Source organism: Microbulbifer sp. (genome assembly GCF_051659245.1).
Lineage (GTDB): Bacteria > Pseudomonadota > Gammaproteobacteria > Pseudomonadales > Cellvibrionaceae > Microbulbifer.
Genome location: NZ_JBOFOC010000175.1, coordinates 1 through 18200, shown reverse-complemented (window position 1 = coordinate 18200; position 18200 = coordinate 1). Strand labels below are relative to the sequence as shown.

Sequence of the window (18200 nt, the reverse complement as noted above, 5' to 3'; positions counted from 1 at the left end):
CTTCGGGCGGGCCGCTAAGCAGCCATCTGCGGCGTTGCACTTGCTTGACGTAGAATGACTACGCCGGCGCAAGTGCGCCTTGCATCTGGCCGCTTAGCGGCCCGCTGGTATCACTATTTAGTTCCATACAGGACACTAGTGTGGTTACGGCCAGCGCCGCCCTTTCAGCCCTTTGCAAATTTGAGCCGATGCCCTGACGGACCCGGAACAAGACCTTGTGCCGCATTAATCCTGTTTACATACCTCAAATGTAGGTTTATAAACCTACTTTTAAGGTTTTGGTGATCGCCGTGCTTGAAGCCATATTGGGCTCAACCAGCGCCGAGCGGGTTCTGGTATTCCTCTGCGCCAGAGAAGGCGGCTACGCCGCCGAGATAGCCAGGGCATTCGCAACGGACCTCAGCCCCATTCAGAAACAGTTGGAGAGGATGGAGCGCGATGGTCTGCTGATCAGTCGCACTATCGGCCGCACGAGGGTCTATGAATTCAATCCCCGCAATCCCTTTGTCCCTGAGTTGAAATCACTCCTGCAAAAAGCGCTCGATCTGTATCCGGAACAGATAAAAGAAAACCTGCTCCTCGATCGACGACGTCCTCGCAAAAAGAGCAAACCGCTATGAAACCGATCGGCGAGTTATCTCGGCTGGAATTGGCGGCCCTGTTGTGCGAAACCCTGAAAAATCACGGGATCGATGTGGTCCTATCCGGCGGCTCCTGCGTTTCTATCTATTCATCAGAACGGTACGTTTCCAAAGATCTGGACTTTATTGATATTAGTTTTGAAGTCCAATCGACAGATAGCCCAAGCGATTCGGTCACTGGGCTTTGAAAACCGCCCCAAGAACAGCCGATACTTTGTCCATCCCGACTCCAGCCTGAGCGTAGAATTTCCTTCCGCACCGCTCACGGTTGGCGAAGAACATATTCCACCCTCAGCCGTTAATACGCTGCCGACAGACTTGGGGAACCTGCGCCTGCTCACCCCTACCGATTGCGTAAAGGATCGGCTGGCAAACTATTACTATTTCCGGGACCACCAGTGCCTGGAACAGGCTGTGCTGGTAGCCAAAGCCCACCCTATCGACCTCAACTCGCTGGAAACCTGGCATAAGAACGAAGGGCAGGAACAAGGCTACAAGCAGTTTTTGCGCTTACTCCAGAGCAAGTAATCAGCAACTCAAACTGGCCCGCCATCAGTAATAGAGCGGGGCAGACACCAATTTGTTAGTCTGCCTCCAATAGCCAGAAAAGCACCGCTAAGAATATGAAATCGACCATGAAACACACTTATCTCGCCGCCCTGCTACTCCTCACCGGCTGCGAGCCGGCACAATTCGCCGGCGGCACCGCCCTGCCGGACGGCTCCGTCTATACCGGGGATCTTGAGAATGGCCTGTTTCACGGCCAGGGCACGCTGACCTGGCCGGATGGCCGCTTCTACGAGGGGGAGTTCCGGCAGGGCCGGATGACCGGCCGGGGGCGGTTCGATTACGGCGATGGCTGTATCTACGAGGGTGAATTTCTCGACGGCGATCTCAATGGCAGCGGCCGCTATGAATGTGGAGAGACCGCCTGGGAGGGACAATTCCAGCAGGGAGAACTGCTGAAAGGCTCGGTTTCCTGGGAGGAAGGGGGAGCCTACGAAGGGGAGTTCCAGGACTGGGAGCCCCACGGCCAGGGACACCAGACGACCACTGAGGGCGCCCACTACGAAGGCACCTTTGAATACGGCTATCTGGTGCAGGGCAGCTATCGGGACGAACAGGGCTATCGCTACCAGGGCGGTTTTGAATACTCCTACTACGCCGGCGAGGGAGAGCTGACCCAGCCGGACGGCACCATTATCCGAACCACCTTCGAGTACGGCGAGGCGAATGGCGAGGGTGTGCGCATTCGCAAGGATGACAAGGGCGAACCGCTGGAGGAAGCGGGCTATTTCGCATCCGGCCAGTATTACCCCAGCAAACAGGCCTGGCAGGGCAGCCACCGGCAACAGAGGGCGGCCGTGGAAGCGCGCCTCTACTCCGAGGCCAACCGACTGCAATCGACACTCGCCTCACTGGCCCCCCAGCGGCCGGGCGTGCGCGATGTGTACCTGCTGGTGGTAGGCGGTGACGGCACCTCACCCGTGTTTGCCAAGGAGGTGGACTGGGTGTCGGAACGGCTGAGCACCGTATTCGATGTCGAGCAACGGCAGCTGCGCCTCTCCAACGGCGGCGGCGATAAATTTCCTCTCGCCACCCGCACCAGCGTGCGGGAAAGCCTCAAGGCGCTGGATACCCTGATGGACCCGGAAGAAGACCTGCTGCTGGTACACCTGGTCAGCCACGGCGACGACAATGGAGACTTCAAGCTGGCCGAGAAGAAGCTGCCGCTGAATGACCTGTCGGTGGCGGACGGCAAGCAGTGGCTGGACGGCCTGAACGCACGCCACCAGTGGATAGTGATCTCCGCCTGCTACTCCGGTCTGTGGAAGGAGGCCCTGGCCAACCCCAACCGGGTGGTATTCACCTCCGCCGCCCCGGACCGCACCTCCTTCGGCTGCGGCGACGACTCCGAGCGCACCTGGTTCAGCGCGGCGCTGTACGGTGAGGCACTGAATACGGGTGTCGGCGACCCCGCCGCCTGGTTCGCCGCCGCCAATGAGCGGGTTACCGAAATGGAAAAAGAACAGGGGATTGAGGGGGAATCGCACTCGCTGCCGCAGCATGCGGTTGGGCAGGAGTTCTTACGGTGGTGGAAACATTAACTCCACCCCTGCAAAATGATCTCGATTCGTACCCGGACCAATACAAGGAAAACAATCACTCGAAGGAACCGAAACATGAATAACCTGCCCCAACCCGACGACCTGTTCGAGGAAATCAGTCAGCTAATCGAGCAAGCCCGCAACCAGGTGCAGCGCAGCGTCAATACCGCCATGGTGCAGACCTACTGGCATATAGGGCGGCTGATTCTGGAACACGAACAGCAGGGTGAGCGGCGCGCGGCCTATGGCAAGGGACAGATGAAGCGCCTCTCTGATCGCCTGACCGGCCGGTTCGGCAAGGGGTTCGACGCTACAAATCTGCGCAATATGCGGCGCTTCTACGAGGCCTTCCCAATTCGAGACGCAGTGCGTCCCGAATTGAGCTGGACCCATTACCGCACACTGCTGCGGGTGGAAAACCCCTCTGCCCGTGACTGGTACGCCAGGGAGGCGGCGGAGCAGAACTGGAGTGCCCGTGCCCTCGAGCGGCAAATTGGCGTGCTCTACTACGAGCGCCTGCTCTCCAGCAAGGACAGGGCCCCGGTGGAGGTCGAGGCCCAGGAGAAGACCGAGCCCCTAGCCGAAGATCCCAAAGACTACCTGCGTGACCCCTATATCCTCGATTTCCTGAATCTGGACAGCCAACCTTATCAGGAAAGCAATCTCGAGCAGGGCATCATCAGCAACCTGCAGCGCTTTCTGTTGGAACTGGGCAAGGGCTTCGCGTTTGTAGAGCGGCAGCAGCGCATCCGCACCGAGGATGGCGATTACTATATCGACCTGGTCTTCTACAACTACTACCTGAAATGCTTCGTTCTGATCGACCTGAAGATGAACAAGCTTACGCACCAGGATGTTGGCCAGATGGATATGTACGTGCGGCTTTATGAAGAACAGAAACGCGGCCCGGACGACAATCCCACCATCGGCCTGATCCTTTGCAGTGAGCACAACCACACGGTTGCGCAGTATTCAGTGCTCAAAGACAGCCAACAGCTCTTCGCCTCCAAATACCTGACTATATTGCCCAGCGAAGAGGAACTGAAACGCGAGCTGGAACGAGAGCGGGCGCTCGTACAGCGGAAAATAGAGGAAGCGGCACGCGAATATCGGGTAGATACTTAAACGGTAGGTAGAAGAGCCGCCGCCGATGAGCGGATTACCGAAATAGGGGATTGAGGGGAAATCGCACTCGCTGCCGCAGCATACGGTGGGGCGCGAGTTTTTGCGGTGGTGGAAATTGGCGGATCAGTAATCGCTTGCGCGGTATATTCGGGTACCGGAACCTCCAGCGCCCGCAGGCATCTCACTGCTTAGACCAGGATAACCGGCAACCAGACTCCACTATGCCCCGGTTTCTGAGAACCCCTTTCAAATTCGTCCTCTGGTTCTGCGTTGCCTTCGCGACTGCAACGGTCCTGCTGGTATTGACGCTGCGCTGGGTAGATCCACCCTCTTCCGCGGTGATCCAGTTCTGGCAGCAGCACAGCGGCCGCAAGGCGCAGCAGCAATGGCGACCGCTGGAGAAGATTTCCCCCAACCTGCAGATGGCCGTAATCGCCGCGGAAGACCAGAAGTTCCCCCTGCATTACGGTTTCGATTTCGCCGCGCTCAAAAATGCCATAAACGAAAACCGCAAACGCACCCGCGGCGCCAGTACCATTACCCAGCAGACCGCCAAAAATCTTTTCCTGTGGAACGGCCGCAGCTACCTGCGCAAAGGGCTGGAAGCCTGGTTTACCCTATTGATGGAACTGCTATGGCCCAAGGAGCGGATTCTGGAGGTCTACCTGAATATCGCCGAATTCGGGGAGGGGATTTACGGTGCCGAGGCGGCGGCAAGAAGCTTTTTCGGCACATCCGCGCAAAATATCAGCCACTGGCAGGCGGGGCTTATGGCCGCGGTACTGCCAAGCCCAAAGCGGATGTCCGCAAAAGCGCCTTCCCGTTATGTGCGCAGCCGTGCATCGACCATCGACAGACAGGTGCGGAAACTGGGTGGCGCCGGCTATCTGAAGAATCTCTAAGAGCGGATTCGATATGAAGCCTATCTACCTCCCGGTGTCGCACTCGCTGCCACAACATTGCGCGGCGGGAATTCTTGCGGCGGTGGGGGCAATAGCGCCGGCAGCCGGAGATCTCCGACGACTGTCTGCCGGGCGACTTCGTGAATCGCTCAGGGATACAGCAACGAACCCACCCCTATCTTGATCACATTGCCGCCGATCCGGCAACGCACTTCCCTGCCCGGCTTCTTGTCGAATTCCGCATGCAGAATGCTCTTGCGGGTATCGTTGCTACCGCGGTCGATAGAGAAGGTGTGGGTACCGGCCGCGATATCCGGCTGCTCGGCCAGATAGGCGATAAATTCCGGCATTACACTGCCGATGGGCGGAAAGGCGCCGCGGGGGGTGTCCGGGTTGAGCAGCCGGCCGTGGAATTGGGAAGAACCGGTAATGGAACCCGGTGCAAACAGGAACAGCTCAGAGGTGTACACATCGCCGGACAGCTCGGCCCAGTACCCGTGGTTCAGGCTGGCCGCCATCACGTGTTCCGGGCGGGTGAAGGGCACTATCAGGGTCGGGGTATCCACACTTACCACCATGGGCTTGTACTTGCTGAACGCGGTGTGCTTCTCATCGATGTTCAGTGCCGCCGCCAGGCGGGGAGTGTCCGGGGTGTAGCGGTCGATGGTGGGGCTGAGCAGGCGGGCAAACTGGATGGGGCCCGGCGCCCCGTCCCCCTTGTCGATAAAGCTCTCGATCAGCTGGTCATTCTGCTTCAGCAGGAAGGAAGCGAAGCTGCCTTCGTCCTTGGTCAGCCCCATCTCGTAGGCCACATAGGAAGCGGCCAGAATAGTGTGTGCGCCAAACAACTCCCTCCCCCTGCTGCTGAACACGCTTACCGGCGCGGCGGCGTTATCCGGCTCGATGAACACCGTCTGGGTCTGCTGGAACTCACCGGCGATGGCCATCTTGCCTTCGTCGCTGACAGTTGCCCCATCCAGCTTCACCACCGGAATCTGGGAGCCCTGGAAAGGTACGTCGGCAAATACATTGAGGAGTGCGTAATCGAGAGCCATGATCCTTCACCTTCTGGTTATTGCTCAGTAACGACTATGCCCGATTTTGGCAGGATTTCAATTGTCAACCACGCAATATTCACCTCCGCCGCGCTGGACCGCACTCCTTCGGCTGCGGGGACGACCCCGAGCGCACCTGGTTCAGCGCGGCCCTGTACGGCGATGCGCTGGACACGGGTGGCCGCCCCCACCGCCTGGTTCGCCGCCGCCAGCGAGCGGGTTAGTGAAATGGAAAAAGAACAGGGTACCGCGGGAGAGGCACACTCACGGCCGCGGCATGCCGGTAGCTACATTAACGTTCTCTACCAGGTTGAGCAGGGTAATTTCGAAGAAGTGACGGAAATTTCCGAATTCGAGTTTTCCGGCAGCTACAGACAGGGCGTGCAATTTGCCGATATCGATGGAATGGCCGTATAGACTTCCTGCTTACAGTCCTTTACGACGCCTACGCGATCATGAACCAGGGTGGGAATAGCTTTACCCTTAACTTTCTCGGCGAGATATTTTCACCGCGGAGCAATACCACCGCCGATGTGTCGGACGTGAACCTTGACGGCTTTCCCGATATTATTATTTCCGGAGGCGGTGACGGCGTGGTGTTGGCTACGGTGACCTTACCTATTATGGTAAGACGCAAGACTGATACACAACCGGTACTAATCCGTTGCGCCCTCGCACGGCGCGCCTTCGATTACTTACGCATCACAGAGGGAGACTTGAATCGCCATGCATTCAATAAAAACCGCACTGATCCTCACCGCCGCGCTGCTCGCAGCCTGCAGCGAGAGGCCGGAGGATCCGGCCTCACAAAACGGCACGGCAGCGGAGGCACAAAGTGCACTGCCCGCGGGTGTCACCCTCGTTGAAACATTCGACGGCGACGGCGCCGAGATCGCCATCCCCTACAGCAAATATAAGCTCGACAATGGCCTCACCGTGGTCCTGCACGAGGATCACTCGGACCCGCTGGCGCATGTGGATGTGACCTATCACGTGGGCTCCAACCGGGAAGACCCGGGCCGCTCCGGCTTTGCGCACTTCTTCGAACACATGATGTTCCAGGGTTCGGTGAACGTCGCCGACGAGGAGCATTTCCGTATCATTCAGGAAGCCGGCGGCACCCTCAACGGCAGCACCAACAACGACCGCACCAACTACTACGAGACAGTGCCGGCCAACCAGCTGGAAACCGTGCTGTGGCTGGAGTCCGACCGCATGGGCGTGTTCCTGGACGCGGTCACCGAGGACAAGTTTGAGGTCCAGCGCGAGACCGTGAAAAACGAGCGTGGCCAGCGGGTGGACAACCGCCCCTACGGCCGCGCCCTGGAAACCCTGTACGCCGCCACCTACCCGGATGGTCATCCCTACTCCTGGCCGGTGATCGGCTGGATGGAAGACCTCAACCGCGCCGATCTCAAGGACCTCAAGCGCTTCTTCCTGCGCTGGTACGGCCCCAACAACGCGGTGGTGAGCATCGGTGGCGATATAAATCCGGCGCAGACGCTGGAATGGGTGGCGAAATATTTCGGCACTATTCCCGCGGGCCCCGCCGTCGAGGACCTGCCCAAGCAGCCCGCCAAACTCGAGGCGGATCGCTATGTCACCCTGGAAGACAATATCCACCTGCCCGCACTGGCGATGATGATCCCCACCGTGCACTACAACCACGCGGACGAGCCGGCACTGGATGCGGCGGCGGAGATCCTCGGCCAGGGCCAGGACTCGATGCTCTACCAGCGCCTGGTGCAGACCGGCCGCGCGGTACAGGCGAGCGTAAACCACTCCTGCAAGGAGCTGGCCTGCGAGATGTGGTTTATCGTGATCCAGAACCCCGGCTCCGGCGAATCCCTGGCGGAGATGGAACAGGCGGTGCGCGACACCCTCACCGAGTTCGCCGAGCGCGGCGTCACCGAGGACGACCTGCTCAAGTTCAAGGCCGGCTATGAATCCGACCGCGTGTTCGGCCTGCAGTCCGTCTCCGGCAAGGTATCCACACTGGCTTCCTTCGAAACCTTCACCGGCAGCCCCAAGGGTATCGACGAGCAGATTGAGGCCTACCGCTCCGTGGAGACCGATGATGTCACGCGGGTGTTCGACCAGTACATCGCCGGCAAGCCCTCCGTGCTGCTCAGCATAGTGCCCAACGGCAAGAAGGAGCTGGCGGCCGCGCCGCAAAACTATGAATGGAAACGCACCATTCCCGAAAGCTACGACGATGACGGCGAGGCCCTGGCGCTGCGCCCGGTAAAAGACAACTTCGACCGCAGCGTGCAGCCCACCCCGGGCATCAACCCGCAGGTGGAACTGCCGGCGATCCGCGACGGCGAACTGGAAAACGGCGTGCGCCTGCTGGCGGTGCAGAACGACGAAACGCCCACGGTGACCGTGCGCGCCGTGTTTGGCGTCGGTCAGCGCGACGAGCCGCGCGGCAAGGCCGGCCTCACCGCGCTGATGACGTCGCTGATGGAAGAGGCCACCACCGAGCGCAGCGCGGCCGCATTCGCCGAGGCGCTGAAACGCCTGGGTGCCTCCATCAGTATCCACGCCGGGCAGCACGACACCACCGTCACGCTGAACGTGCTGGCCAAGCACCTGGACGCGGCCATGCCGCTGATGATGGAGCGCATCCTCAAGCCAGACTTCACCGAAGAAGACTTCGCCCGCATCAAGCAGCAGACCATCGAGGGCCTGCAACAGGCCCGCAAGACACCGCAAGGGCTGGCTACCCGCGCGCTGGGCGCGGTGATGCGCGGGCCGGAACACCCGCTCAGTTTCCCCAGCGACGGCCTGCCGGGCACCGTGGCCAATATCACCCTCAAGGATATCGAGGGCTACTACAAGGCCCACTTCCCCACCCACCTGCGCGGCGTCACCGTCAGCACCAGCCTGCCCCACGACACCATCGTCGCGGCGCTGGACGGCCTGGCACAGCTGGAAGTCACCGAGCCCGCCCGCAAGGCGCTCGCCTTCGAGAAACCGGAATTCGATCAGCGCACCGTGTACCTGGTCAACAAGGAGGGCGCGGCCCAGTCCAGCCTGCGCGCCAGCCAGTACGCCCTGCCCTACGATGCGCTGGGGGACTACTACCTGGCCAACCTGGGCAACTTCCCGCTGGGTGGCAACTTCAACAGCCGCATCAACCTGAACCTGCGCGAAGACAAGGGCTACACCTACGGCGCCCGCACCTATCTCCAGGGCCAGCCGGATGACGGCCTCTACCTGTTCAGCTCCGAAGTGAAAAAGGACGCGACCGCGGACGCACTGAACGAGGTGCTCACCGAGCTGGAGAAATTCGACGGCGAGGGCATGACCGAAGCCGAGTTCGACTATATGCGCGCGGCCATCGGCCAGCAGGAAGCGCGCAAATACGAAACCCCGGGAGACAAACTCGGCCTGCTCAACCGCATCCTGAGCTACAACCTGCCGCTGGACTATCGCTCACAACAGAACGCGATCCTGAAGGACACGGACCGCAAGACCCTGAACAAGGTCATCACCGACGTGCTGGAGCCGGAAAAACTGGCGATCGTCGTGGTGGGCGATGCGGCCAGCATCCGCGAGGATGTGAAGGCGCTGGGCATGCCGATTGTGGAGCTGGATGAGGATGGTTATGTGAAGGAGGCCGGGGAGCCGGCAGAAAGCACGGAGTCTGCCAGCCTCTAAGCCATCTAGCGCCCCTTTTCTCCCCTCTCCCTCCGGGAGAGGGGCCGGGGGAGAGGGCAAGCGTCAGCAGCCCCCATACTCAAACCGTAGCCCGCCAACCCGGCGGGCTTTTTTGCTCCCAAATCGCAACCACCTATCCGCAAGGCAATAAATCTTGTCATGCCCATCAAACCGCCCGCTGATGGGCACACTGCGCTTTGCCCATCCTACGCAGCTAATTTGCCCGTAGGAGCCTGCTTGCAGGCGAATAATGGTCGGGCCTCGTCCCAACCGCTGTTCGCCTGCAAGCAGGCTCCTACAGCCACCGTCGTCCAGAGCGGGGCTCGGCGCCCCCTGTAGGAGCGGCCCATGGCCGCGAACGGTGTCCGGTGGCACCCAAAGGCTGATCGCGGCCATGGGCCGCTCCTACAAGGAGTCAGCCAGCCTGTTTCCTGGCGCGCGCAGCATGCAGCTTTGTATAGCTCTCGATCAGGCGCAGATGCTTATCCAGCCCCTCCAACTGCATATTGGTCGGCGCCAGGCCGTGGAAACGCACGTTGCCAGCTACCGAACCGACAACCGCCTCCATCGTCTCCTCGCCGAACATCCGCCGGAAATTCGCCAGATAATCACCCAGCTCCAGCTCATCATCCAGCACCACTTCCAGCACCGCATTCACCGCCTGGTAAAAGAGCCCGCGCTCGACCGTGTTGTCGTTGAACTGCAGGAAAGTCTCCACCAGCTCCAGCGCCTCCTCGTGCCGCTGCAACGCGAGATAAATCAGCAGCTTCAGCTCCAGCACCGTCAACTGCCCCCAGACGGTGTTCTCGTCGAACTCGACACCGATCAGCGTGATGATGGTCTCGTAATTGTCGATCTGGCTCTCTTCCAGCCGCTCCACCAGGTCCTCCAGCTGTGCATCGCTCAGGGAATGGAGGTTGAGAATATCCTCGCGGTAATCCAGCGCCTTATTGGTGTTGTCCCAGACCAGGTCCTCGACCGGGTACACTTCGGAATAGCCCGGCACCAGGATACGGCAGGTGGGCGCGCCCAGGTCCTCGTAGACGGCCACGTACACCTCCTTGTCCAGCTCCTCGAGAATGCCGAACAGGCGCCCGGCCTCGGTCTCGTTACTGTCCGCGTGATCGCCGGAAAAATCCCACTCCACGAACTCGTAGTCCGATCTGGCACTGAAGAAACGCCAGGACACCACCCCGGTGGAATCGATAAAGTGCTCGACAAAGTTGTTGGGCTCGGTCACCGCGTGACTGTTGAACGTCGGCGGCGGCACATCGTTCAGGCCCTCGAAGCTGCGCCCCTGCATCAGCTCGGTCAGGCTGCGCTCCAGCGCCACATGGAAGCTCGGATGCGCGCCGAAGGACGCAAACACACCGCCGGTGCGCGGGTTCATCAGCGTCACGCACATCACCGGGAAGCGCCCGCCCAGGGAGGCATCCTTGACCAGAATCGGGAAGCCCTGTTTCTCCAGCGCCTCCACGGCCTCGACGATATCCGGGTACTGCGCCAGCACGGCGCGGGGCACATCCGGCAGCGCGATTTCCTGCTCGATAATCTCCCTCTTCACCGCCCGCTCGAAGATCTCCGACAGGCACTGCACCTCGGCCTCGGCCAGCGTATTGCCGGCGCTCATGCCGTTGCTCAGGAACAGGTTCTCGATCAGGTTCGACGGGAAGTACACCACCTCACCGTCCGAGCGGCGCACAAACGGCAGCGAGCAGATGCCGCGGTCGGCGCGGCCGGAGTTGGTGTCGACCAGGTTGGAGCCCCGCAGCTCACCGTCCGGGTTGTAGATAGCCCGGGTGTGGCCGTCCAGGATGCCCGCCGGCAGTTCGTCCTCCGGCCCCGGCATAAACCAGCGCTCGTTCGGGTAGTGGACAAAGTCGCTTTTGGCGATCTCCTCGCCGAAGTACTGGTCGTTGTAGAAGAAGTTGCAGTTCAGCCGCTCGAGAAACTCCCCCAGCGCCGAACACAGCGCCGCCTCCTTGGTGGCGCCCTTGCCGTTGGTAAAGCACATGGGCGAGGCCGCATCGCGTATATGCAGCGACCACACATGGGGCACGATATTGCGCCAGGAAGCGATCTCGATCTTCATGCCCAGATCCGCCAGCAGGCCGGTCATGTTGGCGATGGTCTGCTCCAGCGGCAGGTCCTTGCCCTCGATAAAGGTGCGGTGCTCGGCGTCCGGCTGCACCATCAACAGCGCCTGGGCGTCCTCGGCCAAGTTCTCCACCGTCTCTATCTGGAACTCTGGGCCGGTCTGCACCACCTTCTTGACCGTGCAGCGATCGATGGAACGCAGAATACCCTGCCGGTCTTTCTCGGAGATATCCTCCGGCAGCTCCACCTGGATCTTGAAGATCTGGTTGTAGCGGTTTTCCGGATCGACAATATTGTTCTGCGACAGGCGGATATTGTGGGTCGGAATATCCCGCGCCTTGCAGTAAACGCGAACAAAGTAGGCCGCACACAGCGCCGAGGACGCCAGGAAGTAGTCGAACGGACTCGGCGCCGAACCGTCGCCCTTGTAGCGGATCGGCTGGTCGGTGATGACCGTGAAGTCGTCAAACTTGGCTTCGAGGCGCAGGTTATCGAGGAAGTTGACGTTGATTTCCATTGGGGACTACCGGGGCTGGAGGATGGCGAGCCATTGAACTGAAGGGCGGCATTATCCAGATTTTGCGCCGCCGCGTCTGCCCGTCCGGGACAGGTTCACCCCGGCAAGAGCAAGAACGAACCCTCGGCCCACCTGTAGGAGCGGCGGGGCGGCCATCCGCCCATGGCCGCGATCAGAGCCCGAAGACTCCACTCACACCATTTCCAAGGAATCCCCCCTGGCAGCCCCCTACTCCACCGTATTGGCCCCACCAGCCCTACCTTTCTGCAACGAGATCATTTTCTCAAACGGCTGCAGCATCCCCTCAAAGCTCACTCGCGGCAACCGCTGCAGCCCCGGATGCAGATGCGCCATACGCCGGGTATTGAACGGGTGCTTCTGTTCGAGGGGGTTCTCGGCGCACTGGCTCTCTGAGGCAGAGATATCACTGGCCAATAAATTCTACCGCACGCATAAATTTCGCGGCAAAGCGCAGCATCATGATCCCCAAACTCCGCCCAACGCCCAGTTGTATCAAGCCCTATAGATACTTTGCACTCAATTCCCCGTTAAGACAGAATGGCTTATGCTGCCGAAATCATTGGGAACACCTATGTCGCCTTCGCAGATTACGGATTATCATGCCAAGTTCTTTGCCTTTGAGCTCACCCGCCAGCGCAGAGGTGGCGACGTAGGTCGGTTGGGGAGCTCTCTGTTCGATGCTTCCGTCGATCTCAACCCCCACCAAATCGACGCCGCACTCTTTGCCTTGCAAAACCCCCTGGTGAAAGGCGTCGTTCTGGCAGATGAGGTAGGACTGGGAAAGACCATTGAAGCCTCACTGGTCATGGCCCAGCTCTGGGCAGAGAGAAAGCGCCATATTGTGGTCATTTGCCCGGCAGCGCTGCGCAAGCAATGGGCGAATGAGCTGGCAGAGAAATTCCACCTACCCACCCAAGTACTGGACAATAAGACGTGGAGAGCTCTGCGCCAGGGTGGCAACCCCGATCCCTTCGGCAGCCCGGCTATTTCGATCTTCTCCTACCAATTTGCCAAGCGGATGGAGCAGCAGTTACGCCAAATCCCCTGGGATTTGGTAGTGATTGATGAAGCCCACAAGCTGCGTAACGCCCACAGGTACAGCAACATCATTGGCAATAGCCTCCGCGAGACCTTTGCCGGCTGTAAGAAGCTGCTGCTCACAGCGACGCCGCTGCAAAATACTCTGCTGGAGCTATTCGGCCTATCTACCATCATTGACGAAAACCTGTTTGGCGACAAAGCCAGTTTCCGCCAACAGTACATGCGCAGTGATAGCGATCTTTTGAGGCTAAAGGCACGGCTGGAAGAGTTCATTCATCGTACCCTGCGCAAGCAGGTGTTGGAGTACGTTCCCTACACCGAGCGAAAAGCCTATACCTACGAGTTCGAGCCCAGTGAGGATGAAATGCGCCTCTACTACTCGATCTCGGCATATCTTCAACGCGCCGACAGCTACGGAGTACCGGTGCAGCAGCGACACCTGGTGACCCTGGTTGTACGCAAGCTGCTGGCATCCTCAACCGCTGCGGTGCGCAAAACCCTGGATAGTTTGCTGAAACGCCTTAAGAAGCTGGAGGCAAAGGGCAGCATCACCGCAACTAATGATCCCTGGCCGGAAGGCCTGCTGGACGACGACTTCGACGATGAACTGCTTGAGGCTGCGGAAGAATCGCCCGAGTACGAAGTCAGTAGCATGGAAATAACTATTGATCTCGACAAGTTACGCGGCGAGATTGCCGAACTGGAGCAATATCGGGAACTGGCCGGCCGCATTCACGAAGATGCCAAATCCGAGTCCCTACTGGTAGCACTGGAGCAGGGCCTCAATAAGATGGCGGAGCGAGGAGCCGAGCGCAAAGCCGTGATTTTTACCGAGTCCTGCCGAACCCAGGAATACCTGGCGAGCCACCTGGAGCGGCACGGCTACGCCGGCAAAGTTGCTCTGTTTAGCGGAAGCAACAACGCACCGGGTACCAATGCCATCTACCAGCAGTGGCTCGAAGCACACAAGGGTACCGACCGGGTAACAGGTAGTCGCGCCGTCGATGCCCGCACAGCCATCATTGACCATTTCCGCTCGGATGCCGAAGTCCTTATCGCTACGGAGGCCGCAGCCGAGGGGGTCAACCTGCAGTTCTGTAGCCTGGTCATCAACTACGACTTGCCCTGGAATCCACAGCGCGTGGAACAGCGCATAGGCCGTTGCCATCGCTACGGCCAGAAACACGATGTCGTGGTCATTAACTTCCTGAACAAACAGAATCAGGCGGACCGCCGAGTACTGGAGCTCCTCAGCCACAAGTTCCAGCTATTCGATGGCCTCTTCGGCGCTTCCGACGATGTTTTGGGCAGTATCGAGTCCGGTCTCGACATCGAAAAACGCATAGTCTCGATTTATAACGAGTGCCGTGATCCCGCCGAAATCCAAGCCGCCTTTGACCGACTGCAGCGAGAGCTGGAGGAAGACATCGCCAAGCGCATGGATGAAACTCGAGAAAAGCTGTTTGAGCACTTCGACGCCAACATCCACGACAAGCTCAAGCTCCGACACGAAGAGGCTCAAATGCAGCTGGACCTGATGAGCCGCATGTTCTGGAACCTCAGCCGTCACATACTGGCATCGCGCGCATCGTTCACTCCCGCCAATCTCACATTTCAGCTGGACCAACCCCCAGAGGGCATTTCTGTTCCGCCGGGGCTCTATCAGTTGACCAGCAAAGACAAGCAACTGAAACCTATCGAACAGGCCCACAAATACCGGCTTGGCCACCCGCTGGGGGAGTGGGTGCTCGATACTGGCAGACGCCTGGACACGCCGTTGGAGGCCGTTGAATTTGATCTTGCCGGCTTCACCAGAAAGCTCTCCTCCCTGGAACCGCTACAGGGGCAAGCCGGATGGCTGGAACTGAATCAACTACAGTTGTCCAGCTTCCAGAATGAGGAGCACCTGGTATTTACCGCATTCACCGACGACGGCCGACTGCTGGATACGGAGCAGTGCGCCGACTTATTCCTGCTGCAGGCGCAAGCCGTGCCACTTAGCGGAGGCAGCAACGAGCAAACACCGCCCCGGACACTGGAACAAAACGCCAAACGCCAGCTGGACGCCAGGCTCAGCAAGCTGCTAGATGAAAACAACGAATACTTCAAGCGCGAGCGCGACAAGCTCGAGGCCTGGGCGGAAGACCAGATGAAATCTGCACAGAAGCAGCTGGAAGATACCCGCGCAGAACTGCAGAGGGCCAAGAAGCTATCCCGCCAGGCGGACACCATTCAGGAACAAAAGGAAGCGCAGGAGTCGATCAAGAAGTTGGAACGGCTGCAGCGCCGCCAGCGCCAGGAAATTTTTGACGTGGAAGATGCTATCGAGGCCCGCCGCGACGCCCTCATCGATGCCCTGGAACAGCAGATGTACCAGAAGAGCAGATGTACCAGAAGAGCAGTACCCAGAAGCTGTTCACCATCCGCTGGCGCCTGATGTAGGTCAAGACCACGCCAATGAGCCGGTACGATGCAACGGGAAGCGAGGCAGAACAGCAGCCAGGTGGAGAGGAGGGCGTGCTGCGCAATATCCCGGGCCTGACCAGCAAACGGGATATCGACGATGCCGAAACGGAGTTGTTGGAGGCGCTCTACGAAGAGGTTCTACCTCAAGCACGCGATACACTGTCCTTTGCGGATATCCGGCACTGGCACCACCGGTGGCTGGGCAATCTGTACCCGTGGGCGGGCAGCCTGCGCAAGGTCAATATGAGCAAAGGCGGCTTCCACTTTGCCAGTGCTGGCACACTGCCAAAGCTTGTCAAGAACTTTGAACAGCAATACCTTCAGCAGTTTCCCTCTCTGTCGGACACACCAGACGAAGAATTCATCCGCTACATGGCCGAAAGCCATGTGGAATTTATCCTGATTCATCCCTTTAGAGAAGGCAATGGCCGAATATCCCGCCTGCTGCTGGACGTAATGGCGCTTCAGGCCGGCTTTCAACCACTGGACTACCAGTTGTGGGAAGACCACAGGGAGTTTTACTTCAGGTCAATTCAGGCGGGAGTGGGCGGCGATTATCAGCATATGCAGCGGCTGATCAGGGACGTGCTGGAGCAACAGCAGGATTAGTCGCGGAAGCGGAGGGGAGCGGCTTGGCTGCCCCCTCGAATCACTTAGGGAAGGGAGCGCAAATCAACGGGCCAGGAGCAGATCCGGGAAGCGACGCTTGCGGGCTTTCAACCGCGCCTCGATCAGCTTGCTTGACTCACCAGTCTCTATTGCGCTAGAGCTGGCGACAGAGCGGCGAATTTGATCCCGGCTGACTTTGCGAATGACGGACTTGGGCCGACGGGTCATGGTCAATCTCCTGAATAGCTCAAGAATTATACCAGAAGTGGCCTAGAACACCTACCAATGCCTCCATGCACACCCCCCGCACCAAAATACCCTGGGGCCACGCAGATTCGTTAGCTCGGGCCGCTGGTCCTGGCGCCGTCCTTGTCGCAAAATAAGCGCCATTTTGCAAAGACCGAGCTCACAAGGCTGGGCACGAGAACGACTACAAGGAACCAAGGGCCCCATGACCGACCAACCCCTCAGCTCCAACAGCACCCAGGTACACAAGGTCGAACAGCGCCGCGCACAGTTTGCCGAACTCCTGCGCGAGATGTTCCAGCTCAACCAGCCGGAACTGGACTTCGGCCTCTACCGCATCATGCACGCCCGAAAAGACGACATTAACAGCTTTATCGAGCGCGACCTGCCGCGCATCACCCGCGAGGCCTTTGCCAACTTCGCCTCCAGCGACAAGGCCGAGCTACAGAAGGAACTCGACAAGGCCATCGCCGGCGCCCAGGCCCTGGAAGTGGACCCGGACACCCTGCCCAAGGTACAGCAGCTCAAGGCCCAACTGAGCGACGGCTTCGACCTGGCGCGGGAAGAGGGCGAGGTGTACGACGCCCTGGTGACCTTCTTCAACCGCTACTACGACGAGGGGGATTTCCTCTCCCGCCGGGTGTACAAAGACGGCACCTATGCCATCCCCTACCAGGGCGAAGAGGTGGTGCTGCACTGGGCCAACAAGGACCAGTACTACATCAAAAGCAGCGAGACCCTGCGCGACTACAGCTTCCGCCTCAACCCGCACACCACAGAATCCGAACCCGATCCCCTGCGGGTGCACTTCAAGCTGGTGGACGCCGAGGCCGGTGCCCAGAACAACAACAAGGAGGGCGACAACGGCAAGCGGGTATTTATCCTCGACGCCGAGCATCCATTCGAGCTGATTCAGGGCGAGCCCAGCGAAGACGGCCAGCAGTTCGAGGTGCTGCAGATCCGCTTTGTGTTCCGCGCCGCTACCCAGGAGGACTGGAACAGCAACCCCGCGATTCAGGCCGAACTGGCCAAGGCCACCGCCGCGGCCAAGAAGAAGCCGCCGGTACAGGGGGTGCTGGTGGCCAGTGCCACCGCCTGGCTGCTAAGCGGCGACAGCAATCTGCCCGACCAGTGGCGCCAACTGCTGGAGCAGCCCTACACCAAGGCTAACGGCGAACAGGCCGACTACAGCCGCCTGCAGGGCCAGCTCAACAACTACACCAAGAAAAACAGCTTCGATTACTTTATCCACAAGGATCTCGGCGGCTTTCTGAATCGCGAGTTGGATTTCTATATCAAGAACGAACTGCTCGACTGGGCCGACCTGGCTTCCCTCAAAAACAACCCCACGCGCCTGGCGCCGCTACTGAGCAAGATCGAAGTGATCCGCAAACTGGGCGAGAGCATTATTACGTTCCTCGCGCAGCTGGAGAATTTCCAGAAAAAGCTGTGGCTCAAGAAGAAATTTGTTACCGAAACCAACTACTGCATCACCCTCGACCGCCTCGCCGGGCACACGGCACTGTTGGAACAGGTGTTTGCCAGCGAGGCCCAACTGCAGGATTGGCAGCTGTTAGCGGCTGAGCAAATCCGCACATAAATGGCGAAGGCCACTATCGAGTGGTGGCGCCGAGGTCGAGAGGGTTGGCGTGACCGGATTGCCGACCACTCGAGTCATTATCCGCCGCTCGAACCCGGCTGGCCGCGCT

General features: G+C 59.6%; 13 protein-coding genes. 11 read left to right on the top strand and 2 right to left on the bottom strand.

Annotated features, from left to right (window positions below):
• Positions 1-290 precede the first annotated feature (290 nt).
• The 6 genes from ACRC0P_RS16665 (at position 291) to mtgA (ending at position 4776) form a co-directional block, all read left to right on the top strand.
• A complete protein-coding gene (locus ACRC0P_RS16665) occupies positions 291-620 on the top strand; it encodes a winged helix-turn-helix domain-containing protein (RefSeq protein WP_308364318.1) in 330 nt (109 codons plus the stop codon).
• Positions 617-829, top strand: coding sequence for a hypothetical protein (locus tag ACRC0P_RS16660; protein WP_438632428.1), 213 nt, complete (start codon positions 617-619; stop codon positions 827-829). The genes ACRC0P_RS16665 and ACRC0P_RS16660 overlap by 4 nt, the downstream gene beginning before the upstream one ends.
• On the top strand, positions 780-1169 hold the full coding sequence (locus ACRC0P_RS16655) for a hypothetical protein (RefSeq protein WP_438632427.1): 390 nt from the start codon (positions 780-782) through the stop codon (positions 1167-1169). Before ACRC0P_RS16660 ends, ACRC0P_RS16655 begins: the two co-directional genes overlap by 50 nt.
• Positions 1170-1276: 107 nt before the next feature.
• On the top strand, positions 1277-2749 hold the full coding sequence (locus tag ACRC0P_RS16650) for a C13 family peptidase (protein WP_438632426.1): 1473 nt from the start codon (positions 1277-1279) through the stop codon (positions 2747-2749).
• Between the two features lie 75 nt (positions 2750-2824).
• Positions 2825-3874, top strand: coding sequence for a PDDEXK nuclease domain-containing protein (locus ACRC0P_RS16645; RefSeq protein WP_438632425.1), 1050 nt, complete (start codon positions 2825-2827; stop codon positions 3872-3874).
• Positions 3875-4095: 221 nt separating this feature from the next.
• Positions 4096-4776: a monofunctional biosynthetic peptidoglycan transglycosylase gene (gene mtgA, locus ACRC0P_RS16640; protein ID WP_438632424.1), complete on the top strand. Its 681-nt coding sequence runs from the start codon at positions 4096-4098 to the stop codon at positions 4774-4776.
• Between the two features lie 149 nt (positions 4777-4925).
• Here the strand turns inward: mtgA and ACRC0P_RS16635 are convergent, their stop codons facing one another.
• Positions 4926-5831, bottom strand: a complete 906-nt coding sequence (locus tag ACRC0P_RS16635; protein WP_438632423.1) for a PhzF family phenazine biosynthesis protein — start codon at positions 5829-5831, stop codon at positions 4926-4928.
• A 162-nt stretch (positions 5832-5993) separates the two neighbouring features.
• Here ACRC0P_RS16635 and ACRC0P_RS16630 point away from each other — a divergent pair, with 162 nt between their 5' ends.
• Together ACRC0P_RS16630 and ACRC0P_RS16625 are read left to right on the top strand one after the other, a co-directional pair.
• A complete protein-coding gene (locus ACRC0P_RS16630) occupies positions 5994-6248 on the top strand; it encodes a hypothetical protein (RefSeq protein WP_438632422.1) in 255 nt (84 codons plus the stop codon).
• Positions 6249-6557: 309 nt separating this feature from the next.
• The gene (locus ACRC0P_RS16625; RefSeq protein WP_438632421.1) at positions 6558-9494 is read left to right on the top strand and encodes a M16 family metallopeptidase; all 2937 of its coding nucleotides are present in this window, start codon (positions 6558-6560) and stop codon (positions 9492-9494) included.
• A gap of 415 nt (positions 9495-9909) precedes the next feature.
• Here the strand turns inward: ACRC0P_RS16625 and ACRC0P_RS16620 are convergent, their stop codons facing one another.
• Positions 9910-12108 carry an OsmC domain/YcaO domain-containing protein gene (locus ACRC0P_RS16620; RefSeq protein ID WP_438632420.1) on the bottom strand — a complete coding sequence of 733 codons (2199 nt, stop codon included), beginning with the start codon at positions 12106-12108 and terminating at the stop codon, positions 9910-9912.
• A 592-nt stretch (positions 12109-12700) separates the two neighbouring features.
• On the opposite strand from ACRC0P_RS16620, the gene ACRC0P_RS16615 reads away from it, so the two are divergent.
• From ACRC0P_RS16615 to ACRC0P_RS16605, 3 genes are all read left to right on the top strand, one after another.
• Positions 12701-15607, top strand: coding sequence for an SNF2-related protein (locus ACRC0P_RS16615; RefSeq protein ID WP_438632419.1), 2907 nt, complete (start codon positions 12701-12703; stop codon positions 15605-15607).
• Positions 15608-15627: 20 nt separating this feature from the next.
• On the top strand, positions 15628-16245 hold the full coding sequence (locus tag ACRC0P_RS16610) for a Fic/DOC family protein (RefSeq protein WP_438632418.1): 618 nt from the start codon (positions 15628-15630) through the stop codon (positions 16243-16245).
• A 451-nt stretch (positions 16246-16696) separates the two neighbouring features.
• Positions 16697-18091, top strand: a complete 1395-nt coding sequence (locus tag ACRC0P_RS16605) for a hypothetical protein (RefSeq protein WP_438632417.1) — start codon at positions 16697-16699, stop codon at positions 18089-18091.
• Positions 18092-18200 lie beyond the last annotated feature (109 nt).